A 25,024-nucleotide genomic window follows, 5' to 3' on the forward strand; every position below is an offset into this window, starting at 1 on the left:
CTGGAATCTTGCTATGCTATTTGGTGCAATCCTAAAAGTGTGCATACAAGCAAAACAATAATAAGTGAGATTTCAATGAAGAAAATGCTTCATACAGTGCTGGCTGTATCGATTTCACTTGCTCTTACAGGGCAAGTAGCAGCAGAGCAAGCAAATGATGACAAATGGCAGGTGGACGCACCTAAAGGGCAATTCCTAGACGCTAAAATTAGTGTTGAGCAGGGCACGTGGATGAACGTAGATATTAGCCCTGATGGTAAAACAGTGGTGTTTGACCTACTCGGCGATATTTATACAATGCCAATGTCAGGTGGCACTGCAACGCAATTAACCAGTGATATTGCATGGCAAATGCAACCACGCTTTAGCCCTGATGGTAAGCACATTGCATTCACTTCAGACCAAGGTGGCGGCGACAACATTTGGGTTATGGATTTAAATGGCGAAAACCAAAAAGCAGTCACGAATGAAACATTTCGTTTGTTAAATAGTCCTGCTTGGAGTCCTGATGGCGACTACTTAGTAGCACGTAAGCACTTTACTGCAAGCCGCTCTTTAGGCGCTGGTGAAGTATGGCTTTACCACAAAGCGGGTGGTAAAGGTGTACAGCTAACTGCACGTGAAAACGACCAAAAAGACTTGGGCGAGCCGATGTTCTCACCTGATGGTCGTTATGTTTATTTCTCGCATGATGCAACGCCGGGTAAAACATTCCATTACTCTAAAGATTCTGTAGCGGGCATTTATAAAATTAAACGCTACGACCGTGAAACCGGCGAGATTGAAACTATCATTGATGGCATGGGTGGGGCTATTCGACCGACACCTTCACCAGATGGTAAAAAACTTGCGTATATCAAGCGCGATGACTTCCAAACAAGCTTGTACTTATATGATCTTCACACTGGTGAGCATACCAAGCTGTATGGCGAGCTTGAGCGTGACATGCAAGAAACATGGGCTATCCATGGTGTATACCCAACAATTGCTTGGACACCAGATAACGAACAACTGGTCTTTTGGGCGGGTGGTACCATTCATAAGCTAGATGTGGATGATAAGTCTGTCTCGACTATTCCATTTAAAGTTGAAACTAATAAGCAAATTCAAAAAGCCGTGCGTTTTACACAAAACATTGATAGCGATAATTTTGATGTGAAAATGCTGCGTAATGTACAAATTTCACCAGATGGTGAAACGGCTATTTTTGAAGCGCTTGGTCATATCTATAAGCGTGATTTAGAGTCTGGCAAAGTAAAGCGTCTGACTAAGCAAGACGACCACTTTGAATTATTCCCGCAGTTCTCTCGTGATGGTAAGAAGATTGTTTACACCACATGGGATGATAACGAGCAGGGCTCGGTACGTGTTGTGTCTGCACGCGGTGGCCGTGGCGATACCCTTACCAAAGAGCCAGGTAAATACGTAGAGCCAACATTTAGCCCAGATGGTAAAACAGTTGTTTATCGTAAAGCATCCGGCGGCAGTATCCTTAACCCAACATGGTCATTAGAGCCAGGTATTTACTCAGTAAGTGCCAAAGGCGGTGATTCAACACTTATCACTAAATCAGGTTATCAGCCGCAATTTGGTGCAGCAAACGACCGTATTTATGTAATGAGCCCTTGGCCAAAACCAACATTGAGCGTTGTTGAGCTTGAATCAAAACAAGTTCGCAAACTTTATGAGTCAGAGCATGCAACAGAGTTTAGAGTATCACCAGATGGTGAGTACTTAGCGTTTGCAGAGCGTTTTAAAGTATTTGTTACGCCATTTGTTGAGCGTGGTAAAACCATTAATATTGGTCCGAAAGATAGCCAATTCCCAATTGAGCAGCTTTCTGTTCGTGCAGGTGAAAACATCAGCTGGAGTGGCACAAGCGATAAACTTTATTGGAGCTTAGGCCCTGAGTTATATCATGCAAGCCTAGCGGGTTTATTTGATATTAACCAAAATGCTGAGACTGATTTTAAAGTTAAAAGTGGCGATAACATTGGTTTTACAAAAACCATGGCGGAGCCTAAATCAGTATTTGCATTAACTGGCGCACGCATTATCACCATGAACGGTGAGCAGGTTATTGAAAACGGCGTTATTGTTACTGATGGTAAGCATATTAAAGCGGTTGGTAGTAAAGACAGTGTTGCTATTCCTAAAGGCGCAGAAGTAATTGATGTAACTGGTAAGACGATTATGCCGGGTATTGTTGATGCGCATGCTCACGGCTCGCAAGGTAGCGATGAGATTATTCCACAGCAAAACTGGAAGAACTTAGCGGGCTTAGCGTTAGGCGTGACAACGATTCACGATCCATCAAACGACACCACTGAGATTTTTGCTGCAAGCGAAATGCAAAAAGCGGGCATGATTGTCGCTCCTCGTATTTTCTCAACGGGTACCATTTTATATGGTGCGAATATGCCAGGTTATACATCGCATATTGACTCGTTAGAAGATGCTAAGTTCCATCTTGAGCGCTTAAAGAAAGTGGGCGCGTTTAGCGTTAAATCCTATAACCAACCACGCCGTGAACAGCGCCAGCAAGTTATTGAAGCAGGTCGTGAACTTGAAATGATGGTTGTGCCAGAAGGCGGTTCATTACTGCAGCACAACTTAACTATGGTCGTTGATGGTCATACGGGTATTGAACACTCAATTCCTGTTGCCAATATTTACGATGATATTCGCCAGCTTTGGTCTCAAAGTGACGTAGGTTACACGCCAACTCTGGGTGTTGCATACGGTGGTATTTGGGGTGAAAATTATTGGTACGACAAGACGGATGTGTGGAATCACCCACGCTTAAGTAAGTTTGTACCAAAGAATCAGCTTTTACCTCGTTCAATGCGTCGTGTTAAGGCTCCCGATCATCACTATAACCACTTTAACAATGCGCGTGTTGCCAAAGAGCTGCAAGACTTAGGTGTTTTAGTAAACCTAGGTGCTCATGGTCAACGTGAAGGTTTAGCGGCACATTGGGAAATTTGGATGTTTGCACAAGGTGGTATGACACCACTTCAAGCAATTCGTGCAGCAACGTTAGATCCTGCTAAATACATTGGTCTTGATAACAACATCGGTTCTCTTGAGCCGGGTAAACTTGCCGATTTAATCGTTATTGACGGTAACCCGCTAACTAACATTCGTGATACAGATAAAATAGATTACACCATGATCAATGGTCGTTTATTTGATGCTGCCACCATGAACGAGGTGGGTGAGAAAAAACGCGAAAAGTTATATTTTGAAGAAATTTAACATAGCGGAAATATAAACTGAAAGCGGCCATAGTGCCGCTTTTTTTATAATTTATTTATTGCTTTAAATGAGGAAACTGTTTAATTCCTACTAGTTTTGCTTGGCAGATCATGCCTTCTACAAGCGTCATCAAATAGTGGCTCTGTGAGTCGAGCTGCGAGCTTTCCATGTTTTCACACGCTGATAAGCGCCGTATTATTAACTGCTGGACTGCCAATTTATGCTCTTTGCAGGCTTGATTAATCGAGCTGGCAGGATTAGCAAACTCAGCGGCAGTATTGATAAATAAACAGCCATTGAAATCACCTAATTCAGTTACTTCAGAGTTAAACCAAGCTTCATGGCAGCTGATCAACGCTACTTTTAACTCTTCAAGCCTTGTTACCTTGCTGGTGGCATGCGTTAACCAATTTAAAAATCGGGTATGACGCTCACTAAGGCACGCGAGTATCAATTCATCCTTACTTGCGAAATGGTGGTACATGGTTTTTTTGGCGACACCGGCCACACTAATAATTTCGTTTATTCCCACACTATGAATGCCTTTTTGATAAAAAAGTGACAGGGCGGTCAAAATAATATGTGTTCGTTTATCCATAACAAGATCTCAATTGGCGATTAATGATAGCTTGACAGAAGTAGACCGAGTTGTCTACCATTTGCGAGGTAGACAATTCGGTCTACTTTGGGAGGTGTAATGGATAATAAAGTAACTAAAGCGGCAATCGCGGGTGTGTTTGCTTGTATGGCAATTTTTGTGTTGGCCTATTTACAGCAACTAGGACATTACGGTGTGTGGTTGATGGCACCGTTTGGTGCAACTGCCGTGTTGGTATTTGGTGTGCCACACAGTCCGCTTGCGAAAGCGAAAAATGTTATTGGTGGGCATCTTTTGACTGCATTAATCGGTGTTGTATTTGTAAATTATGTCGGTGTAGGGCCTGTTGAAATTGCTATAGCAACAGGACTGGCAATTAGCCTAATGATGTGGACAGATACCGTACATCCAGCGGCAGGCGCAAACCCGATTTTGATAATGCAATCTATGCAAAGCTGGGATTTTTTAGTGATGCCCGTATTAATCGGTACGGTATTTATTGTGTTGTTTGGCTGCTTTAGTCAATGGATTATAACGAGCCAAGTGAATACCCATAAAAAAACCGCTAACGAGTAGCGGTTTTTTAAAATGAATGAGTGCAATTAAATTACACAACACCACGCGGTAAACGACAATCGTGGTCTTTTTCAGCTAGGTTAACAATCCAAAGCTCTTCAGCTTTGTAACCATCATCGTTTGCTGTAACAACAGTAAACGGTGCTTTCTTAGCTGTTTTAGCTGGTGCAGCGGTTTTAGTTTTGGTTTTTTTCGCTGGTGCTTTTGGTGCTTCTTCTGCTTTAGGCTCAGCTGTTTTACCAGAAGTGAGCTCTTCAGTCAGCGCTGCAACATCAGCAAGGCGCAAGTTTTTGCCACCATCGATGCTATACCAACCAGGTTTTGTAGTGATTTCAGGTTTCTTACCATTCGCTGCTTCGTATGCTGCTTCGAAGGCATTTAACACTTCTGTTTTGTCTAGTTTGCTCATCAGAGACCCTATACGTTGTAAACACAGATTAAGAATATATATTTATACCTATTTTCAGCTTACTTTTCAATTTTTTGCGATTTTCCTTCCATTTTTCACCCATAAACGCCAAAATTTGCACAAAATAAAGGGTTGAAGGACGATTTCCATATGCAACGCAAACAATTTACTCAATTATTAAACGACATTCTTAAACCTGATTCAATCGCTGATTTTTGTCCAAATGGCTTACAAGTTGAAGGGGCGAGTGAAGTAAAAAAAATAGTGACAGGTGTCACAGCAAGCCAAGCATTGATTGATGCTGCGATTGCAGAAAATGCAGATACGATTCTGGTGCATCATGGCTATTTCTGGAAAGGCGAGTCGCAGCCAATCACGGGGATGAAAAAGCGCCGTATTGCTGCGCTTTTAAATAATGATATTAACTTATATGGCTATCATTTACCGTTAGATATACACCCTGAAATTGGTAATAACGCGCAACTGGCAAAGTTACTTGATATTGAATTCACTGCTGGGCTTGAATCTGGTCCAAATAGTGTGCCGGTAAAAGGGCGCTTAAAAACCCCATTAAGTGGTGAAGAGTTTGCCGACAAAATTACCCAAGTACTTAATCGTGCACCATTAACAAGCTTGGTAAGAAAAGAGAAAATCGACACCATCGCTTGGTGCACCGGTGGCGGACAAGGGTATATTGATTTAGCGGCAGCCCAAGGGATTGATGCTTATCTCACTGGTGAGGCTTCTGAACAAACAATTCATAGTTCACGCGAGCAAGGTATCGATTTTTTTGCAGCAGGGCACCATGCGACTGAGCGGTATGGCATTAAAGCCTTAGGCGAGCTTTTAGCTGAGCAGCATGGTTTTGATGTAACGTTTATCGATATCGACAATCCAGTCTGATTAAGTCTACAGCGCCTCTGGATCAATCCAGCGGCGCACACTCACCCAAGCACTGCCAATTTTCTCATGCGCTACTCTGGTCACTGCAACAAGTACATCGTCATCAGGTATAAACTGCTTATATGTTGGATACTGACTAAAATCTTGAAAGTCGGTTGCCGCTGGGATCACGTCAACACCTTGTGCATTAAATAAGTCTTTCGCTCGCGGCATGTGGCTCGCTGAGGTGACAAGCGCTGTTTTTCTATCGACTAAATAAATGGCAAGTCGCTGCGCCTCTTCTGCGGTGTCCATGGCGAGAGGATTTTGTTTAATTCTCGATGCTGAGATACCAAGCGCTTTTGCTGTCTCAAACATGAGCTGGCTATTGGTAGCATTAGCAAAGCCGCCTCCTGATACATAGAGGGTGGCATTTGGGTAGTGGTGGGCAAGTTTAACACCTTCAAGTAATCGAGCAAGCGCACAATCGCCTAACTGGTGGTTTGCTTGAAGGCGCGAGTTGGGCATTATAGAGCAGCCAAGTACCACTATATTATCAAGTTTAGGGTGTTTTGCTTGGTTAAATTGCCATGCAGGGTTATTGCTTGCAGCTATCAGTGACTGGCCAATATATGGTGTGCTTATCAGCATTAAAGTTAAAATGCTAACAAAGCCAAAATAGAGTGCTTTGCGTTTATGGGCAATGGCTAAAAATACCATCACTAAAGTAAGCAGCCCGAGCAACGGCAGGGGCATTAATAAAGAGCCAATGATCTTTTTAATTTCAAACATGTATCAACATTATTGTCTGTAACAGATGCAGCTATGTTAGTTATTTTGCCTTGCTTTAGCGACCGTTATTTTGCTTACACGTATTTAAAAAGTGGCGATAAACAGGGTTATCTTTCATATTCTTTTTCATCGCTAAATACATAGGGCGAGTAAGGCCTAGTGCACCTAACGGAATAGACTTAATGAGTCCTTGGCTTTCATAAGGAGTGACTAGCCAGTCTGGTAATGCTGCAACCCCCATACCTGCGCTCACTAATTGGAATATCAATAAGCCTTGGTCAACTGTTTTAAGCGTGCCATCAAAGCGTGCATTTTGAATAAAATGTTTAAAGATATCTTGGCGCTCACGCGGAATAGGGTACGAAATAATTGTTTCGTTCTTTAAATCAAGGGCGGTGACATAGGCTTTTTTTGCCAATTCATGATCCGGTGCGACTATCAGCTTTAATTTAAAATCAAATAGGTGAGCATATTCAAGCTGATCGGGTTCACGAATGTCAGAAGTCAGCACAAGATCTAACTCATCATTAATTAAATCTGGAATGGCGTCATAACTAAAGCCGCGCTCATAATCAATTTTAATATCTGGCCAAAAGTTATTAAATTCTTTGATGGTTGGGAGCAACCAATGAAAGCAGGCATGACACTCAACACTTAAACGTAAATTTGAAATTGGCTGATTAAGGCTTTCTTTTAAACGACACTTTGTCGCTTCAACTCGTGGCAACACCTCATTGGCGAGCTCAAGAAGTAGCATACCTTGTGGAGTAAAACGCACAGGCTGTGTCTTACGCTCGAATAGTTGGCAATCTAACTTATTCTCAAGATCTTTAATTTGATGCGATAAAGCCGATTGAGTTAAAAATAACTCACGGGCGGTATTGACCAAAGAGCCTGTTTCTTTGAGGGTCGCTATGGTTTTTAGGTGCTTTATATCAATCATCTTTAAAAAATCTCATGAAAAATGTGAGTCCAACTCAGATTACGAACATACTACGCCTTAGAATTTGTTTTTTCAACGTCTAGACGTCTAAAAGTGATGGTTATTTTATCTTCTTTTTTACAATACGCGCTTTTATAATTAATTGACAGCGTTGTCATAAAATTATTTGCAGGTTGATTCTGAAATTCCATGAATTTACCTCAAGTTGAAACTTGCAGTTTTAAATGTTTTTAAGCATCTGGTCATTAATTTAATCCTGGATTCTAATGACTAAAAATAGGGCTGACTTTTCACTAAGGTATTATTTTTTAACATGTTAGTATCTTCTAATGAGTGTATTGTGATTTTTTAAAGGGATGCTTGTGTTACGAACTGTACTTTTACTCTGGGCTTGTTGGGTTTTGCCTGCTTTTGCGGGCACTATTTACAGTCAGTTTCCGACAGAAATTGACCCACATGGTCACTATGTTTTTTATTCACATGGTTTTATTGTCGAAGGGACAAACCCTAAGCCTGTTCACAAAACCTTTGGGGTGTATGATTTTATTGCTGTAAAAGAAGCATTGGCAGATGAGAGCTATCATTTAATAGCCTATCACAGGCCAAAAGACACTGAACCTTTTGTGTTTGCGAAAAAGCTCGCTGCAGATGTAGAAGCATTGATCAGTGCCGGTGTTGCTGAGTCGAACATTAGTTTGGTTGGTTTTTCACGGGGCGGGGCATTATCGATACTGGCAGCCAATGAACTTAAACGCACACATATCAACTTAATTATATTGGCAGGGTGTGCAGGCCTTATAAAAAATCACACATCAGTTAAGGCCTACGGCAAGGTGTATTCTATCTTTGAGCGCTCAGATCAGGTTGGCTCTTGCCAATTTTTAGTTGATAGAAGTGACGTAACTAAGTTCGAAGAAATAAGCATCAACACAGGCCTCTCCCATGGTGCATTTTATAGGCCAAAAGATGAGTGGCTGTTACCAATTAAGAAGTGGCTAAAGGATTAACTATGCCTTATTTATTGCTCGTTTTTGTGATCAGTGTTTTCGGCGTGAGCTCAGTAAGCCATGCTGAGCCATTTACTTTGCCGCGCACTAATACTGTTTTAGTTAAAGATAAACATATCGAAAACGAATACCCTATTACAATTAAACTGCCACGCAGCTACCAAAAACAAAACCAGAAGCGCTACCCCGTTGTTTACCTGTTAGATGCAAACTACAGTTTGCCAATTGCCTCTGGTGCTAGTCGCTTCATGATGAATTCGGGGGCGATGGAAGAGGTGATTATCGTCGCAGTAGGGTATCAAATAGGTGTGCCGGGGCTTAATAGCCGTATTTATGACTATACGCCTTTTGAAGATAAAAATTGGCAACGTAAAACTGGCGGAGCAAGCCAGTATCTAAACTTTCTAAAACAATCTCTATTGCCATATATTAAGGCTCACTACAGAACAAACCAAAAAAGTACATTAGTCGGTAACTCGCTGGGTGGTTTATTTGCTTCCTTTACCTTATTTACCGAGCCTTCGCTTTTTTCAAGTTACATTATCGGCAGTCCTTCAGTGTGGTTTAAAGAAAACTCAATATTAGCTATGGCTGTAAAACCAGCTGCCAACACAACAAAAGTTTACATCGCAGTGGGTGAACTTGAAGAAAGCGAAGGTGAAAAAATGGTGTCGGGTGCGAGGCAATTAGCAGCTAAAATTAATAAACAAAGTGGCGCGCTTGTTACAACAAATTTATTTGTTATTCCTCAGGCACGCCATGCAACCGCATTCCCAACAACGATTACCCAAGCCCTAGACTGGATTTACCAGACTAATACCAACCCGCAATAATACTTAATTAAGCGGATTGGTATAAGAGCAATTAAAGAGCGTGACACTTTTTATATTTTTTGCCGCTACCACAAGGGCACTCGTCGTTACGGCCAATTTTAATATCTGCAACTGGCGTTATATCACCATCTAGGTAACGCCATAGGCCATCTTCTTTAATAAAACGCGACTTTTCGTGTAACTCACAATACAAGTTTTGGTAAAAGTAATTTGCTTTAAATTCTACAAAGCCTTCTTGCTCGTTATGTTCAGTCTCTAAAACACTGAGTTTGGTAAAACGGCAGCTATTAGCAAAATCTTTAATTTCGCGAACCGGGTTCGCGGCTTGCTGGCTTTGTGCATAAGTACTAAATACATATTTTGCATCTTTTAGCGCGTATGCACTAAAACGAGAACGCATAAGTTGCTCTGGGGTATCAGCTTGGCTTGCACCGGTATGAAAAGGCTGGCAGCAAAGCTCGTAAGTCGATTCGCTGCCACAAGGACAAAGGGAGTGTGTGAGTGATGTCATAACAACTTACCTAAAAATGTAAATTGTTATTTTAACAAGCCTATTGTGGCTGCGGTACTAAATTGTTTAATTGAGCGCTTTTTGTAAAGCAATAAAACTTAGCTGATGCCTGATCTAGGTTTAAGTTCATCGAATCAAGTTGATGATTGTTTACAATATCTGTCCATGTGATCACAGCAGCAAAGTTACCGTTATGTAATGCTGAGCTAAGTACGTATTCAAGGTTTACTAAATGCTTTTGTCTGATCACAAGTAGTTTGCTGGTATCAATTGAACACGAATCTAATAATGCTTTGCTAGGAACATGATCAGGTGCAATTAATAGTGTCCATGCATTTTGGCTATTGTAATGATGTAATACTTTTAATAGCTCAAAGGTTGCTGATATTTCGTCTTCAATTTGAATTAAATTAACAGACGCTTTGTCGTTATCTTGTTGGTAGCTTTTAACTGTTCTTAAGGTAATTGGCTGTAACATAACTTTCACTCACTGGTTGTTTATACAGTATGTGTATACAGTAGTTTATACAGTGTTTTTGCGCAAGTACTTTTTTGCTATTTTTTAACCAATGATTCAGTTTTATGTTAATTAAAATGATTTAGTTCTTATTAAACATGTAGTTATAATTTTGGTTTGCAGAGTTAAAAAGCTAAAAAATTTAGCATTTAACTCATACAGTGTTTTGTACAGTACTGTGTAAGACGTAACATTTTTCTTTTATACAGGTGTTTTGCATAAAAAAGCCGGTATAAATACCGGCTCTTTATCTTTGCAATCTTGCTACTTATCTAAATAAGTATTCAAAAACTCAAGATATGCATTTGAGGCTTTTATGCGGTTTTCCTTTTTAGTAAAACCATGGCCTTCATCATCAAATAATACATATTCGACAGGCACACCATTTGCCTTAACAGCGGCAACGAGTTCATCGCTTTCAACTTGTAAAACGCGAGGGTCGTTAGCACCTTGGATCACCATTAATGGCTTGGTGATGTTTTTAGCATGAAATAGTGGCGAAATTGCACGGTGACGTTCACCGTCTGTAGCTGGATCGCCCATTTCGTCATACAGCGCCTTTTTAAAGCTTTCCCACCATGGTGGAATCGAGTTTAAGGTTCTAACCCAGTTTGTTACACCAAAGATGTTGATACCTACTTTGAACTCTTCAGGTTCAAAGGCAAGTGCGGCGGCGGTCATAAAGCCACCGTAACTTCCTCCTATGATGCCAATTTTGTCAGCATCGACCCAATCGAGGCTTTGTAGATGCTTTTTGCCGTATACGATATCTTGTAAATCATCAGTGCCATGCTTTTTGTCATCTAAATGGAAGAAGGTTTTACCATAGCCTGAGCTGCCACGGTTATTGACCGCAAAAATGGCATAACCGTGATTGACTAGATGCTGCTGCATTGCACTATAGCCTGTGCGGCTTTGGCCGCCAGGGCCGCCGTGCACCCACACTAAAGCTGGTACTTTGTTGTTGCTGTTAGCTTGCTTAGGCTTATATAAAACCCCAGGGATTTCTAAACCATCAAAACTTTTAAAGCGCACAATTGTGCTTTCAACCAAGTCATTTTGATTAATTGCATCACTTAATGTGTTGGTTAACTGTTTCGCTTTTGATTCACCGAGTTGCCACACAAATAGGTTACTTGGCGAGGTATCTGAATTTAAATAAAACGCCATGGTCTTTTCATCAGCTGAAAAATTAACACCACGTAAGTTACCAGCAGGCAGCGATGGCATGGCTATGCTTTTACCTGTGGTGGTATCGGTTATTGACACCTTAGTGCTTGCGTCGGCATTAACACCGCTTACTTGATAACGACCAGATTCAGAGAAGTAAATAAAGCTCACATCCCACTCATCTTTGAGGGCAGGGCTGTGCTTGCCGGTCGTTAAGTCATAGCGCCAAATTTCTGCAAACTCACCTTTAGCATCGGTTGAGTAATACAGTGATTTACTGTCTGTTGAGAAGGTTTCAGGGCCGTATTTGGCGTCGTCGTCATGGCGGGTAATGAGCTCTGGCTTCAGTGTTTTTTTACGCGTATCGAGAATGAACACATCGCTGTCTTTGTTCGAATTATTTTTCGATAAAGCAATAAAACGGCCATCAGGGCTGATCGCACCGACATCCAGTCCCATGGTGTTTTGATAAACAAGGGTTACTTCATAACTGCTAGCATCGACGCGATAAAGATCCATAAACTTAGCATCACGTTGATTGCTGGTTATAAAAAATTGTTTCGCATCTTCAGTGAAGCCTGCAAAACCCGCGCGGGTTTCTTCACCTGGCGTAAGATCTTTAACTGTGCCGTCTGTTTCGCGAACATAGATGTGATAACGCTCGTTACCGCCAGAGTCTTTGGTAAATAATACGCGCTCATCATTAGGGAAATAAGCAACTGCATAAGTACTGTCTTCAAAGTCAGTTAAACGGGTTTTCTTGGCGCTTTTTATATCTACTTCATAAAGACTATAAATGCCGCTTTCGTCACTACTAACGAGTATTTTGTCGCCTTTTGGTGAAAAGCTGCTGCCCATAATTGACGTTGTGTCAAAAAAGGTTTCAGCATCATACTGTTTTACAGTTTGGTTTTGTTGCACGCTTTCGGTGCTGCTTGTTGATTGGGTTGATTGTGAACATCCTGCAAGTGCAAGGCTAAGTGCGCATGCAACAGCTGCTAGTTGAAAACTCGGTTTCATTGTAATTATTCCTTATCTATTTTTCGCTATAGAGTCTTGCCTGTTCATTATATAAACGCAAGTTTTACCAGTTCGATATTTGTTACAAATCATGTAACTAATTAGGAACAAGGAATGCGCTAGAGGGTTTATAAACAAAAAAACCAGCGCAATTTGCGCTGGTTTGGTTTTTCATAACAATTGGAATTGTTTTGCTAGCTTAAGCAGCGTCAGCTTTTTTATCGCTCTCGCCGCGGGCTACTTTACCTGCAACTAAGTCTGCTGGGTCAAAGTCGTCAACGTTAATAACGTCAAGACGGGCTTTTTCAACAGCAGCTAATTTGTCGGCTTCAGCTTGGCTTAAAATACCTGCTTCTAGGCCCATTTGCGCTACTTTATCAAGTTGGAAGAAAGGCAGTTTCACGCCTTTTTCACGGCATACCTTGTCAAACAGAGGCTCAACTTCTAGTACGTCTTTAAGCGTTTGCTCTTGACGACCAACAAGGTTAAGTGGCTCGTTTTTAAGGTAGATGTAGTTAGCTAAACGGTTACGAGTTTCGCTTGGTACTTGTAATAAGTGTGCAAGTTTGTGCTCAAGCTTATCAGTAGGCTTACGTACTGGACGACCGAATGGGAATAACATAATTTTTAGCATTGCACGTAGTGGTGCAGATGGCATGTTATTGATTAAGTCAGCAAGTGCACGTTGGCAGTGGTAAAGGTGATCTTGGCAGCTCCATTGAACAAGCGCAAAATCTTCTTTTTTACGGCCTTCGTCGTTGTAACGTTTAAGTGTTGCAGATACAAGGTATAAGTAGCTTAGTAAGTCACCTAAACGTGCAGAGATACGCTCTTTACGTTTTAATGAACCACCAAATACCGCCATGCTAATATCTGACATTAATGCTAATGATGCACTGAAACGTGACGCAACACGATAAAACTCAGCGGTTTCGTCTTTGTACGGCGTACTTGTAAAACGGGCATTTGTGAATGCTAACCACTTAGTGCGAACAAGGTTCGAAATAGTAAAGCCAATGTGGCCCATTAACGCTTTATCGAATACTGCAAGCGCTTCTTCACGGTCTTCAATTGCACAAGCACCTAGTTCAGTTAACACGAATGGATGACAACGAATTGCACCTTGACCATAGATGATCATGTTACGTGTTAAGATATTTGCACCTTCAACGGTAATCGCAATTGGCGCACCTTGGTAACCGCGACCTAGGTAGTTGTTTGGACCAAGCATAATGCCTTTACCACCATGAACATCCATGCCGTGAATTGTTGCTTCACGCATTTGCTCAGTTAAGTGGTATTTAATAATTGCAGATACAACCGATGGTTTTTCGCCAAGGTCAACAGCACCTGTAGACATGCTTACTGCAGCATCAGAGCTATATGCGTAACCTGCAAGTTTAGCGAGTGATTCTTCAACACCTTCCATTTGACCAATTGGCAAACGGAATTGACGACGAATACGGCTGTATGAACCCGTTGCAAGCGCAATTGTTTTAATGCCACCTGTAGAGTTAGACGGCAAGGTGATTGCACGACCAACAGATAAACATTCAACAAGCATACGCCAGCCTTGACCAGCCATTTTCGGGCCACCAATGATGTATTCAAGTGGTACGAAGATGTCTTTGCCGCGAGTAGGACCATTTTGGAATGGTACATTTAGCGGGAAGTGACGACGGCCAATTTCGACCCCTGGGGTATCTGTTGGGATCAGCGCACAGGTAATACCAGGTTCTTTATCATCACCTAATAAACCGTCAGGATCTTGTAGTTTAAATGCAAGACCAAGTACAGTCGCAACTGGAGCTAGAGTAATGTAACGCTTGTTCCATGTTAGGCTAATACCGACAACTTCTTCACCATTCCACTGACCTTTACAAACAACACCGTAATCAGGAATTGCACTTGCGTCAGAACCGGCTTCTGGTGATGTTAAAGCAAAACATGGAATTTCTTGACCACTTGCTAAGCGCGGTAAGTAATGATCTTTTTGCTCTTTAGTACCATAGTGCTGAAGTAATTCGCCCGGACCTAATGAGTTAGGTACACCTACGATAGATGAAAGTAACGTTGATTTACTTGTTAGTTTTTGTAGTACACACGATTGTGCATAAGCAGAAAACTCTAAACCGCCGTATTCTTTTTTGATGATCATGGCAAAGAATTTATTATCTTTTAGATATTGCCAAACATCTTGCGGTAAATCAGTTAGTTCGTGAGTTGCGTACCAGTCATCTAACATGCTACACACTTCTTCAACTGGACCATCAATAAACGCTTGCTCTTCGATAGTCAGTTTAGGTGCTGGGTATTGGTGTAATTTGTTCCAGTCAGGACGACCGCAAAATAGATCCGCTTCCCACCACGTAGTACCGGCATCGATTGCTGATTTTTCAGTTTCCGACATCGTCGGGGTTACTTTTTTGAAAGCAGCGAAGATAGGTTTGATGATGTATTGTTGACGAACGCCAGTCACAGAAAGTGGCACAGCGATAAGTAAGAATAGTAGCCAACTAATTGCGCCAAACGCGCCAGCAAATGTGCCAACAAGTAAAGTCGCAACGGCAATACCTAAGCAGGTATTCCAGCTTGCTCTGTGGTAACTCGCAATACTAAGCAGCACGAGTAAACCAAGTAAAAATATGAGAGTCATTGATTGTTCCTTAATAGAGGTCAGACCACCTCTTTTAGAGTAGCGCTTGAAAAGCGAATTATCAAGAGGGGAACAGGGATTAAAACAGTCTGTGCAACGAGTTTTATTCATTTAAAAATGGCTATCAGTGCAAAAACATTTACAGCCAGTGAGGGATTGTTGAGTAATTACTTATAATCAGCGCCGTTATACTGGCAATTAGTTGTGAATTGCTCAGATAGTTCTGAAAATCTCAGCATAGCAGTTGCCATCTTTAATGCTATGTTTAACAATGAGCGCAGGCAGGGATCAGCCCATCATGCCTTCCTTCGATTAGTTTTATAGGTTAAGAGTTCTATGTGTGAGTTGCTTGGCATGTCGGCCAATGTACCAACGGATATTTGTTTCAGTTTTTCAGGATTATTAGAACGCGGTGGTAATACTGGCCCGCATAAAGATGGCTGGGGCATCACTTTTTACGAAGGTAAAGGCTGTCGTACATTTAAAGATCCAGAGCCAAGTTGCCAATCAGAAATTGCCAAGTTGGTTAAAGCGTATCCAATAAAAAGTATTTCAGTGATAAGCCATATTCGCCAAGGAAACCGTGGTCGAGTGTGCCTTGAAAATACCCACCCATTTACTCGCGAGTTATGGGGCCGTGAAATTACGTATGCTCACAACGGGCAACTATCGAATTATCATGATTTAAAACCAGATTACTATCGACCTGTCGGTAATACCGACAGTGAGCTGGCGTTTTGTTGGCTGCTCGATAAAATTCGCGAAAAATACCCTAAACGCCCATCAAATATGGCGTCTGTATTTCGTTATGCTGCCAAGCTTGCCCACACACTGCGTGAAAAAGGCGTATTTAATATGCTGCTTACTGATGGGGTTTATGTTTTAGCCTATTGCACCAATAACTTACATTGGATCACTCGCCGTGCACCGTTTGGCAAAGCGACATTAATTGATGCAGACATGGTGATTGATTTTCAAAAAGAAACCACACCGAACGATGTGGTTACTGTGATTGCAAACGGCCACTCACCAATGATGAACGCTGGCAGAAAATGGAACCCGGTGAGTTTGCCCTGTTTAAAATGGGTGAAAAAATCTAAATAAAAGATGAAGCGCTATTAAGGCGCTTCGTTACTCACTTCATTTGTTACGGCCACTGGCGTGGTCACGGTGAATGAATTAAGCTGCACTTCAAATTGCTCAACGCCTTTTTCACCTTTCCACATACGAACTAGCATGTAGTCCATTTCTGGGGCAAACCAAGCAAGTGCTTGACGTTTATCGTTATCGTATAAACGTTTAACTTTAATTGCTTCTACATTACCAACAGGTAGCGAAATCATTTCTGTGCCGATAACTTCAAAGTCGTAATTGCGAAGGTTGCCTTTTTTATCAATCAATGGATACGATAATTGTGTTTTACCTTGCTTTAGCTCTTCGCGTACTTGCACTTGGTAAGATAGAGAATCTTGAAAATCATCTGACCAATCCAGCTTCAATGGGTATTTACTTTCGCTGCTTTGAACTTGCTTTTGCGCTGCATCAAATTTTAAGCTGTATTCTTTATCAGGCCCGGTGCCCGAACGTTCCATGGTGTAACTTAGCGGAGAAATTTTTTGATCATGGTACGTAAATTTAGATGTTTCTTTTCGTGAGTCTGAAAAAATCATCCATTCGATTTCACTGTGATAAGTGATCACGTAGTTACCGTCTGCGGCTTTTTTCAGCTCGCGTACTGCTTTACCATGGGTTTCGCCTTTACGAAGTACATCGTATTTGGCTTCATATTGAGTGAGGTCGCCAGCTAAAACACTGGTAGGAAGTAATAAAGTGCCCACACAAGCGAGTAGGGCACTTAGATTTTTATTCTGGGTAGTGCGCGCCGTGTGCAGGAAGTTTCTTTTCGTCAAAAACTGCATAATCTGCTTCCATCTTGAGTCGTTGTTCACTGAACCACTTGACCACCAATGGATAGATTATATGTTCTTGCTGATGAACACGTTGTGCGAGTGTCTCTGCGGTATCGTTTTCGAGTACCGGCACTTTGGCTTGAAGAACAACGGGACCGCCGTCTAGTTCTTCTGTGACAAAGTGAACACTAACACCATGAACGTCATCTTTTGCATCTATCGCTCGTTGGTGGGTATTCAGCCCTTGGTACTTAGGCAACAAAGAAGGGTGAATGTTCAACATTTTTCCCTTAAATTTTTGCACTAAGCTAGGTGTAAGAATACGCATAAAACCAGCTAATACAACTAGATTTGGTTCAAAATTGTCAATAATGTCCATTAACTCAGCATCATAGGCCTCGCGCGAGTCAAAATCTTTATGGCTAAGTACACGTGTTTGTATACCTGCATTTTTTGCTCGCTCAAGGCCATAGGCGTCGGCTTTATTACTAATTACAGCGGCGATTTCGGCCTTTATCTCTCCACGCGCACACGCGTCGATGATGGCTTGAAGGTTAGAACCGCTACCAGAAATTAATACAACAAGACGACAAGGGGTCATTAGTCACGACCACCTAAAATTTCTACTTGCTCTTCGCCTGCTTTCGCATCTTGGATCTCACCGATATGCCATGCATTTTCGCCAAGATCTTTAAGAATTGTTAAGCTTTGCTCAAGTTTGTCTGCTGGAACAACTAAAATCATACCAACACCACAGTTGAATGTACGGTACATTTCGTGTGTTGTGATGTTGCCGTTTTCTTGTAACCAGTTGAAAACTACAGGCCATTCCCAGCTGTCACCTTTGATAACTGCTTTTGCAGACTCAGGAAGTACGCGCGGGATGTTTTCCCAGAAACCACCACCCGTGATGTGAGATAAGGCGTGTACATCAACCTGCTTGAATAGCTCAAGTAGTTGTTTAACGTAGATACGAGTTGGCTCTAATAGGTGATCGCCAAGTGTTTTGCCTTCAAGCTCAGCGCTCGTGTCTGCGCCAGATACTTCAAGAACTTTACGAATTAATGAGAAGCCGTTTGAATGAGGACCACTTGATGCAAGGGCGATTAATTGGTCGCCTGCAGCAACTTTAGTACCGTCGATAATTTTTGATTTTTCTACAACACCAGTACAGAAACCAGCCATGTCGTAGTCTTCGCCGTCGTACATACCTGGCATTTCAGCAGTTTCACCACCGATTAATGCACAGCCAGAAAGCTCACAGCCTTTACCAATACCTGTTACAACATCAGCCGCAGTATCTACGTCTAATTTACCCGTTGCATAGTAATCAAGGAAAAATAGTGGCTCTGCACCTTGTACAATAAGGTCGTTTACACACATAGCAACAAGGTCGATACCCACTGTGTCGTGCTTTTTAAGATCGATTGCTAAACGTAGTTTTGTACCAACACCGTCTGTGCCAGCAACCAGTACAGGCTCTTTATAGCCAGTTGGTAGTTCGCAAAGTGCGCCAAAACCACCGATACCGCCCATTACTTCAGGACGTCTGGTTTTTTTAACTACGCCTTTAATACGCTCAACAAGTGCATTACCGGCATCGATATCTACGCCCGCGTCTTTATAGCTAAGAGACTGTTTTTGTTCGCTCACAGGTTTTCCTCAAAAAAGTTGCATGTGGGTTGCTTAGAAACGCGCGTATTTTACAACAATTGCACTGGCGCGGCTAGTTGAAAAATCACTTTAACCGACTTGACAAGGACAGTTGTCCGGTTTTTTTTGCTTTCAAGTTACAAGGCAAAAGTATCAAGCAAATGAACTTTTAACCTTGAAACTCGAAACTTCTCACTATTTGTTAAGCTTTCGCGGTTAAAATAGCGCGAAGAGGGGCAGGGTAACCTTCAATGGTTTTGCTGGTGTCATTTGGATCTAAAAAGTCGACCAGTGATTCGTTTTCCATCCACTGGGTTTTACGCTGTTCTTCAAGCGTTGTGATTGCACAGTCTTTAACTTGTACATCTTTAAAGCCAACACGTTCCATCCATAGTTTTAATGCCGCGGTGCTTGGGATAAACCACACATTACGCATTTTTGCATAGCGGTCGGTTGGCACTAAAACTGTGTGCTCATCACCTTCAACAACCAGTGTTTCAAGGACTAACTCACCCCCTGGGCGAAGCTGTGCTTTTAATTGCGCTAAAAAGTCGATAGGTGAACGACGATGATATAAAACACCCATTGAAAATACTGTATCGAATGCTTTTAGCTCAGGCAGAGCTTCAACACCTAACGGTAATAAATGCACGTTTTCATCTTGGTGATAATGCTTTATCGCTTGGAATTGGCATAAGAATAAATCAGATGGATCGATACCCACCACAAAATTTGCGCCTTCGCCGCGCATACGCCACAAGTGATAACCCGAGCCACAGCCAATATCAAGCACAGTGCGGCCTTTTAACGGTTCGATATGAGGCAGTAAACGATCCCATTTCCAATCACTGCGCCACTCAGTATCAATCTCGATACCGTGTAAGCTAAAGGGTCCTTTACGCCATGGCATCATGCGCTTTAATAAATGCGTTAACTGTTTTTGCTGACCTTCAGATAGCTCATCACCGGTGCCAATTTGTACTTTATCCTGAAGGTTCACATGGTTTGTGCTTATTTCAGGTAAGTTTTTCAGCACTTTTTGCCATTTCGGTAAATCGCCGTGGCTGGCTTCGAGTTCCCAGTGCTTTAATTGACCTGGCAAAGTTTCGAGCCAGTGACTTAGCGGGCTTTGTGCAATCGCAGCGTAAAATTGGTTAAACCATTGAGACATGAAATACTCTTTATATCGTTGTGATGACTACTTGATTGCAATCATCGAGCAGAAGTTAAAACATTGATACCACACTTGCGTTTGGCTAAAACCAATTTCACTTAATCGGTTTAAGTGGGTAGATAAATGATCAGGGCGCATGACATTTTCGATAGCCGTACGCTTTTGGCTGATCTCAAGCTCTGAATAGCCGTTGTGACGTTTGAAATCATGGTGTAAATCAATGAGCAAATTATCGCATTGCTCATTTTCACCTCTAATTTTTTCGCTCAGCAGCAAAACGCCGCCAGGTTTTAAATTTGCGTAAATCTTTTCAAGCACCGCTTGGCGCTTTTCAGGTGGAATAAACTGAAGTGTAAAGTTCATCGCTACCACAGAAGCATTCTCGATGGCTAAATCGTTGATATCACCTAGCGTAACTGTGACCGGCACGTCAGAGCGAAAACCCTGTAAATGTAATTTACAGCGCTCAACCATCGCTTCTGAGTTATCGACGGCAATAATATTACAGTTATCGGTGCGAATATTACGGCGCATACTTAACGTTACAGCACCAAGTGAACAACCTAAGTCGTATAGGTTTGAATTACTTTGCGCGTACTCACCAGCCAGTTTACCTATGGTGCTAACAATGGTTGCGTAACCCGGCACCGAGCGCTGGATCATATCAGGGAAAACTTCTACTACATGTTGGTCAAAGCTAAAGTCTTTAACCGCTTGCTCAGTGGCATAAATACTGTCTTTTTGCGTCACGTGAACAGTCTCTTTAAAAAATAATACCGCTATTTTAGCATTTTTAACTGGATAGTCAGTGATAAATTCAGTAGCTTGGCTAGAATTATCAATAACAAGTACAAAAAAGAGAAGTTTAATGACAAAAAGCAAAGTGATCAGTACAGAAGATATCTTATCAACTCTGTGTCATTCAGTGACTGGAGTTCTGTCTTCAGCAAGCGGTAACAGTATTAGTTATTCTGCTATGGTTCAAAAAATCACCCGCACCTGTATGCGCCCAGATATTGGCTGTTTTGTATTGTTCGATGGTGGCTTTACCGGTCTTGTGGTAACAAACTTCACAGCGCAAGCAGCCATGGAAATTTACCATGACTATATGCGTAACATGGGTATGCCTGAGGACGAAATTGCACAAAGCCATTTATCAGATGATGTGGCAAACGTACTCGGAGAGCTGATGAACCAAATCGTTGGTGACTTTACGTCAAAAGTACGCGACCAGCTGCATACTTCTATCACGCAAAACCAACCTAAGATGATGGCGATTAACAAGCAGGTGCAAATCTCTGTTGATACCACCATGGATAGACCACAAGCGCGCCGTGTGACTTTCACTACAGCGAAGCAAAATATCTTCTATCTTGAACTGGCAATGGATAAAACTGAATTTATCAAACTACATGATTTTGATATTTCAGAAGCTGTTGACCCAGATGACATCATCGAAAATGAAGCTAAACAAAAAGCTGAAAAGCAAAAAGCATCATCACAAGCAGACGATGCAGATGATGATTTTATGGCAGAACTTGGTTTGTAACAGTTTACGTTGGGTAGAGCGCAGCGAAACCCAACGGTATGAGCTGTCAGCTATCAGCTTTCAGCCGTCAGATAAAATAGAGGCGCGGTCTAGACCGCGCTTTTTTGTTGTGAAAGAAGCTATAAACTTCAGTTCAATTTTATAGCTTGGTAGTTAATGAGTGAAGTCAAATAGCTTTATTAGCCATTTGTACTCCAATGCTTAGCGTGAAGTCTTAAAGTATGAGCTACTACCCTTAAGCCACCTACTATCAATTTTATTACCTATCAGCTCCTGAATAATTTTTAGTTCTTCAGCACCGTCTTCAACTTCAACGCCTTTTCTAATAAAACCATGCTCGATGATTACATAATTTTTTTCATAAAAATAATCACAGCCCATTAAACAAATTGGCATAACAATATAAGGATCAGTTCTCTCTGCATCATTACATTCAGAGCGTTTCTTTTTATGGGCTGTAACAAGAGTATTTACACTATAGGTTTTATTGCAGATGGCGCACTTTTCTTGTTTTTTGTCTTTAAATAACCAATCTTGGAGTATTCTTTGTTCCCTTCTAATTTTTTGCTCTAAGGTCTCATCTGTACCTATAGCAAGTAATTTTCTAAGTTTAATTAAAAATTCTTGGTAGCGACCGTGGGCAGGAGGAGACTGATTTTGATAAACTTTTGAATTTGTTAAACTGTATGTGTAATGCGTTCTTCCTCCACTTTTATCAACATATACAAGCGGAGATGAGCTGGTAGCTTTTTGTATATGAGGGTCGCCGTAACCTTTAGATCTTAGGTGTGACCTAAAGTCTGGAAAGCTTACAGATTTTTTACCACCAAGATAATGCGCAACGTCTTTTTCTATATCATTTAATTCTTTAGTTTCCCCGATAAATTTTAGGTTCCCCTCATCATTTTCAAAGAATACAGAACTTTTAAGATATTCCTTAATTATCTTTTCGGGTGGATAAGGATATTTGTAAGATCTGCCATCTAACGCATTTCTATATACTAAAGCTAATCGATCTGCGTTACATTCACTTATAATAGAAAATAGTTTTTCACTATAATTAATAATAGTATTATCACGGTTCTCATAAATATACCAAAATCCTTCTTCGTCTTTTTTTGTCCAGCTAGAGTAGGAATTAATAATTAACTGAGAAACTAAATCATAATATTCATTTACTTCACCCTTTAAATAGTTAAGGTTCGCTATACCACACCGACCAGGAAGTCCCTGAGCTTTTTTCAAAAAGGACTTTATTTTCTTTAGCTCAGAAGCTTTAATAATGAAATTATTTTCGTATAGAGCTAGGCTATTCCTAGATGTTCTATTCAGCTCTGGTGTATAAATCTCAAAGCCACAAACGACACCAAGATCATCGAGTAAATTGAGTATACCTTTAACACTAAAACGTTCTCTAACTAGCCTACTAGAACTTATTTCTTCCTCTAAATCCGAGGCTTTCCAGTAGTTCTTACTGTTAAGTATCTTTTGAAATTCTTTGATTGAAGGAAAATCATTCGGTTCTACAAAATCTCTAAAGTTTTCATTTAAAAGTTGTCTAATTCTTTCTCGTGTACCTACATCAAATCTTTTGGCTGTTTCTTCATATGTAGGCCAATCAGAACCTCTGAATCCATAATAATAAGCTATTATGTTAATATTTCTAGACTTGTTTGTAGTTTCCTTGATGTTCTTTTCTAGAAAATCAATTAACTCAACTTCAATGTTCATTGGAGGATATTCCTTATCTATTTTGCAGCTTATTAATTTCAATATTTGCTAATTAAAATTAGCTTAGAGATAAAAATTGACTGTGTGAATTTACATATAATTAATGAATCTATCAGTGTTTCCATTTAAAGACAATTTACTCCGTTGTATGAAAATAAATTTAAATAACCTGTCAATAATTACATTGATAGTGAACCTAGCCTTATGATAGAGGCTTAAAACTTAGAACTTAAAGCTCGTTTAAAGCTTACATTCATCCAATTTATGCTTTACTCATAAAGCCTTAAATGGATTTGATGATTGCATGAATTACTTAAAAAACTTTATAACTAAATTTGTTTTCATGATGCAGAAGCGGCCGGGGTTGATGGCGGTGTTGGCTTTTTGTAGTGGTGTGGCAAGCTATGTCTTTGTTGAAAGAAAAGAATCGTTTTCGCAGCTTATCTCTATTTTGTTATTAGTCACTTGGTTGTGGTTGTTAATAGATAACTGGCTAAGAAATAAAGTAGAGGAGCGTTTTGGTGTGGCGGTGTCGCCCAACGTGATGCGCTTTGCGCTGCAAGTTGTGCAGCAAGAAAGTTTGTTTTTTGCTTTACCATTCTTCTTGGCGGTGACTACTTGGGACCATGGTCAGGCCGCGTTTACCGCTTTAATTATTCTTTGCGCGTTCGTTTCTGTTGTTGACCCCCTCTATTATAAAAAGCTTGCAAGGCACAGTGTCTGGTTTAGTGTGTTTCATAGCTTTTCTTTGTTTGTCGTGCTGTCGGTTACCTTGCCTATTTTATTAAAGTTAACGACCAGCCAAAGTTTTGAAATTGCACTAATAACAGCGGTTATTTTAACTGTCCCCAGTCTTGGTAATTTGATGCCCAATGCGAGATGGTGGCGTTTCCCGTTGTTAGTGTTATTGCTTTGTACATTAGGTGCCGGGCTTTGGCAATTACGTAGCTTTGTGCCACCTGCGGCACTGCGTTTAACGGATATGAGTATGTCATATCAGTTAGATGCACAGGCTCGTAAACCGCTTTCGTCAATAACAGAACTCACTGAGAAGAGCTTGCATGAAAACGGTCTATATAGTTTTAGTGCGGTAAAAGCACCGCGAGGGTTAAATGAAAAAATCTTCCATGTTTGGGTGCATAATCGAAAAGAAGTTGACCGCATAGCCTTGGATATTTCTGGTGGTCGTAAAGAGGGCTATCGAGCGTGGAGCCATAAAACGAATTTCCCTGCTAATGCAGCAGGGAAATGGGTCGTTAAAGTGGTTACCGAGTCTGGGCAGCTGATAGGGCAAAGAAGGTTTGAGGTTTCAGAAGTCTAGCTGATAGCTTTAATACGGATTTTTCCCTTCACCTACCAACACACTGAATATTCTTAAATCCAGTTCTAGTTGATGGTATTGCGGCTCCATGTGGCAGCAAAGTTGATAGAAGGCTTTGTTGTGGTCTTTTTCTTTAAAATGAGCCAGCTCGTGTACGACGAGTGCTTTGAGAAGTGGTTCAGGTGCGCGAAGCAGGTCGCTATTAATGGCAAGATCGTGTTTTCGGGTTTTACCTTGCATACGAAAAGTATGGGTGCCTAAGGCATTTGTGACCATATCGCCTTGTTTTTTGAATGCAGCACGGCCAAAAGGCAGGGCATTTTTAAGGTAGCGCTTTTTCAGCTCAGTGGCGTAACTGTATAAAGCTTTATCGCTGGTAATGCTATGCGCATCAGGGTATTTGCCCTTTAGGTATTTTGCGGCCCTGTCGCCATTAAAAAGCTGTAAAACTTGCTCAATGATGTGAGGCGGGTAACCTTGAAAATAACGGCTGTAATCTTTCATGTTTTCTCTG

22 protein-coding genes and 1 pseudogene are annotated in these 25,024 nt (G+C 41.2%); 8 read left to right on the plus strand and 15 right to left on the minus strand.

Features of this window, described 5'->3' with window-relative positions; translation table 11 throughout:
* Positions 1-75: 75 nt before the first annotated feature.
* The gene (locus C2M25_RS02655) at positions 76-3,258 is read left to right on the plus strand and encodes an amidohydrolase family protein (RefSeq protein WP_105180339.1); all 3,183 of its coding nucleotides are present in this window, start codon (positions 76-78) and stop codon (positions 3,256-3,258) included.
* A 55-nt stretch (positions 3,259-3,313) separates the two neighbouring features.
* On the opposite strand, the gene C2M25_RS02660 is transcribed toward C2M25_RS02655, so the two are convergent.
* Positions 3,314-3,856 (minus strand): TetR/AcrR family transcriptional regulator, encoded by a 543-nt coding sequence (locus C2M25_RS02660; RefSeq protein WP_105180340.1) that lies wholly within the window; start codon positions 3,854-3,856, stop codon positions 3,314-3,316.
* A 99-nt stretch (positions 3,857-3,955) separates the two neighbouring features.
* Between C2M25_RS02660 and C2M25_RS02665 the strand changes: the two genes are divergently transcribed.
* Positions 3,956-4,432 (plus strand): HPP family protein, encoded by a 477-nt coding sequence (locus C2M25_RS02665; RefSeq protein ID WP_105173945.1) that lies wholly within the window; start codon positions 3,956-3,958, stop codon positions 4,430-4,432.
* A 31-nt stretch (positions 4,433-4,463) separates the two neighbouring features.
* On the opposite strand, the gene C2M25_RS02670 is transcribed toward C2M25_RS02665, so the two are convergent.
* Complete coding sequence (locus C2M25_RS02670; protein ID WP_063706001.1) at positions 4,464-4,841, minus strand: hypothetical protein; 378 nt, start codon at positions 4,839-4,841, stop codon at positions 4,464-4,466.
* Positions 4,842-4,991: 150 nt separating this feature from the next.
* Here C2M25_RS02670 and C2M25_RS02675 point away from each other — a divergent pair, with 150 nt between their 5' ends.
* Complete coding sequence (locus tag C2M25_RS02675; protein WP_063705999.1) at positions 4,992-5,744, plus strand: Nif3-like dinuclear metal center hexameric protein; 753 nt, start codon at positions 4,992-4,994, stop codon at positions 5,742-5,744.
* A 6-nt stretch (positions 5,745-5,750) separates the two neighbouring features.
* On the opposite strand, the gene C2M25_RS02680 is transcribed toward C2M25_RS02675, so the two are convergent.
* Both C2M25_RS02680 and C2M25_RS02685 read right to left on the minus strand, forming a co-directional pair.
* Positions 5,751-6,515 (minus strand): YdcF family protein, encoded by a 765-nt coding sequence (locus C2M25_RS02680; RefSeq protein ID WP_063705997.1) that lies wholly within the window; start codon positions 6,513-6,515, stop codon positions 5,751-5,753.
* A gap of 55 nt (positions 6,516-6,570) precedes the next feature.
* The gene (locus C2M25_RS02685) at positions 6,571-7,458 is read right to left on the minus strand and encodes a LysR substrate-binding domain-containing protein (protein ID WP_054551603.1); all 888 of its coding nucleotides are present in this window, start codon (positions 7,456-7,458) and stop codon (positions 6,571-6,573) included.
* A gap of 362 nt (positions 7,459-7,820) precedes the next feature.
* Here C2M25_RS02685 and C2M25_RS02690 point away from each other — a divergent pair, with 362 nt between their 5' ends.
* Both C2M25_RS02690 and C2M25_RS02695 read left to right on the plus strand, forming a co-directional pair.
* The gene (locus C2M25_RS02690; protein ID WP_234003520.1) at positions 7,821-8,465 is read left to right on the plus strand and encodes an alpha/beta hydrolase; all 645 of its coding nucleotides are present in this window, start codon (positions 7,821-7,823) and stop codon (positions 8,463-8,465) included.
* Positions 8,466-8,467: 2 nt separating this feature from the next.
* Positions 8,468-9,298, plus strand: coding sequence for an alpha/beta hydrolase (locus tag C2M25_RS02695; protein WP_105180341.1), 831 nt, complete (start codon positions 8,468-8,470; stop codon positions 9,296-9,298).
* A gap of 31 nt (positions 9,299-9,329) precedes the next feature.
* Here C2M25_RS02695 and C2M25_RS02700 read toward each other — a convergent pair whose 3' ends face one another.
* From C2M25_RS02700 to fadE, 4 genes are all read right to left on the minus strand, one after another.
* Positions 9,330-9,809, minus strand: coding sequence for a YchJ family protein (locus C2M25_RS02700; protein WP_062564233.1), 480 nt, complete (start codon positions 9,807-9,809; stop codon positions 9,330-9,332).
* 40 nt (positions 9,810-9,849) lie between these two features.
* Entirely contained in the window at positions 9,850-10,287 is a 438-nt protein-coding gene (locus tag C2M25_RS02705) for a SulA-like leucine-rich domain-containing protein (RefSeq protein WP_063706205.1), read from the minus strand.
* A 303-nt stretch (positions 10,288-10,590) separates the two neighbouring features.
* Positions 10,591-12,516, minus strand: coding sequence for a S9 family peptidase (locus tag C2M25_RS02710; protein WP_105180342.1), 1,926 nt, complete (start codon positions 12,514-12,516; stop codon positions 10,591-10,593).
* 199 nt (positions 12,517-12,715) lie between these two features.
* Positions 12,716-15,172, minus strand: a complete 2,457-nt coding sequence (gene fadE / locus C2M25_RS02715) for an acyl-CoA dehydrogenase FadE (protein WP_105180343.1) — start codon at positions 15,170-15,172, stop codon at positions 12,716-12,718.
* Positions 15,173-15,508: 336 nt separating this feature from the next.
* Between fadE and C2M25_RS02720 the strand changes: the two are divergent.
* Positions 15,509-16,272, plus strand: a pseudogene (locus tag C2M25_RS02720) (class II glutamine amidotransferase).
* Positions 16,273-16,290: 18 nt separating this feature from the next.
* Here C2M25_RS02720 and C2M25_RS02725 read toward each other — a convergent pair.
* The 5 genes from C2M25_RS02725 to cmoA all read right to left on the minus strand — a co-directional run bounded on the left by C2M25_RS02725 (position 16,291) and on the right by cmoA (position 20,659).
* Entirely contained in the window at positions 16,291-17,091 is an 801-nt protein-coding gene (locus C2M25_RS02725; protein ID WP_082874091.1) for a DUF3108 domain-containing protein, read from the minus strand.
* On the minus strand, positions 17,036-17,683 hold the full coding sequence (gene purN / locus C2M25_RS02730; protein ID WP_054551594.1) for a phosphoribosylglycinamide formyltransferase: 648 nt from the start codon (positions 17,681-17,683) through the stop codon (positions 17,036-17,038). The genes C2M25_RS02725 and purN overlap by 56 nt, the downstream gene beginning before the upstream one ends.
* Complete coding sequence (gene purM, locus C2M25_RS02735; protein ID WP_063705981.1) at positions 17,683-18,735, minus strand: phosphoribosylformylglycinamidine cyclo-ligase; 1,053 nt, start codon at positions 18,733-18,735, stop codon at positions 17,683-17,685. The genes purN and purM overlap by 1 nt, the downstream gene beginning before the upstream one ends.
* Before the next feature lie 202 nt (positions 18,736-18,937).
* Positions 18,938-19,906, minus strand: a complete 969-nt coding sequence (gene cmoB, locus C2M25_RS02740) for a tRNA 5-methoxyuridine(34)/uridine 5-oxyacetic acid(34) synthase CmoB (RefSeq protein WP_105180344.1) — start codon at positions 19,904-19,906, stop codon at positions 18,938-18,940.
* Between the two features lie 27 nt (positions 19,907-19,933).
* On the minus strand, positions 19,934-20,659 hold the full coding sequence (cmoA, locus tag C2M25_RS02745; RefSeq protein ID WP_063706202.1) for a carboxy-S-adenosyl-L-methionine synthase CmoA: 726 nt from the start codon (positions 20,657-20,659) through the stop codon (positions 19,934-19,936).
* A gap of 118 nt (positions 20,660-20,777) precedes the next feature.
* On the opposite strand from cmoA, the gene C2M25_RS02750 reads away from it, so the two are divergent.
* Positions 20,778-21,458: a DUF3334 family protein gene (locus C2M25_RS02750; protein ID WP_054561772.1), complete on the plus strand. Its 681-nt coding sequence runs from the start codon at positions 20,778-20,780 to the stop codon at positions 21,456-21,458.
* A 201-nt stretch (positions 21,459-21,659) separates the two neighbouring features.
* On the opposite strand, the gene C2M25_RS02755 is transcribed toward C2M25_RS02750, so the two are convergent.
* Positions 21,660-23,189, minus strand: coding sequence for a hypothetical protein (locus tag C2M25_RS02755; protein ID WP_105180345.1), 1,530 nt, complete (start codon positions 23,187-23,189; stop codon positions 21,660-21,662).
* A 304-nt stretch (positions 23,190-23,493) separates the two neighbouring features.
* On the opposite strand from C2M25_RS02755, the gene C2M25_RS02760 reads away from it, so the two are divergent.
* Positions 23,494-24,510 carry a DUF5924 family protein gene (locus C2M25_RS02760; RefSeq protein ID WP_199775141.1) on the plus strand — a complete coding sequence of 339 codons (1,017 nt, stop codon included), beginning with the start codon at positions 23,494-23,496 and terminating at the stop codon, positions 24,508-24,510.
* Between the two features lie 9 nt (positions 24,511-24,519).
* On the opposite strand, the gene C2M25_RS02765 is transcribed toward C2M25_RS02760, so the two are convergent.
* The gene (locus C2M25_RS02765; RefSeq protein WP_062564226.1) at positions 24,520-25,014 is read right to left on the minus strand and encodes a M48 metallopeptidase family protein; all 495 of its coding nucleotides are present in this window, start codon (positions 25,012-25,014) and stop codon (positions 24,520-24,522) included.
* Positions 25,015-25,024: the final 10 nt, after the last annotated feature.

Source organism: Pseudoalteromonas sp. T1lg21 (assembly GCF_002964625.1).
In the GTDB taxonomy this organism is placed as follows: domain Bacteria; phylum Pseudomonadota; class Gammaproteobacteria; order Enterobacterales; family Alteromonadaceae; genus Pseudoalteromonas; species Pseudoalteromonas gelatinilytica.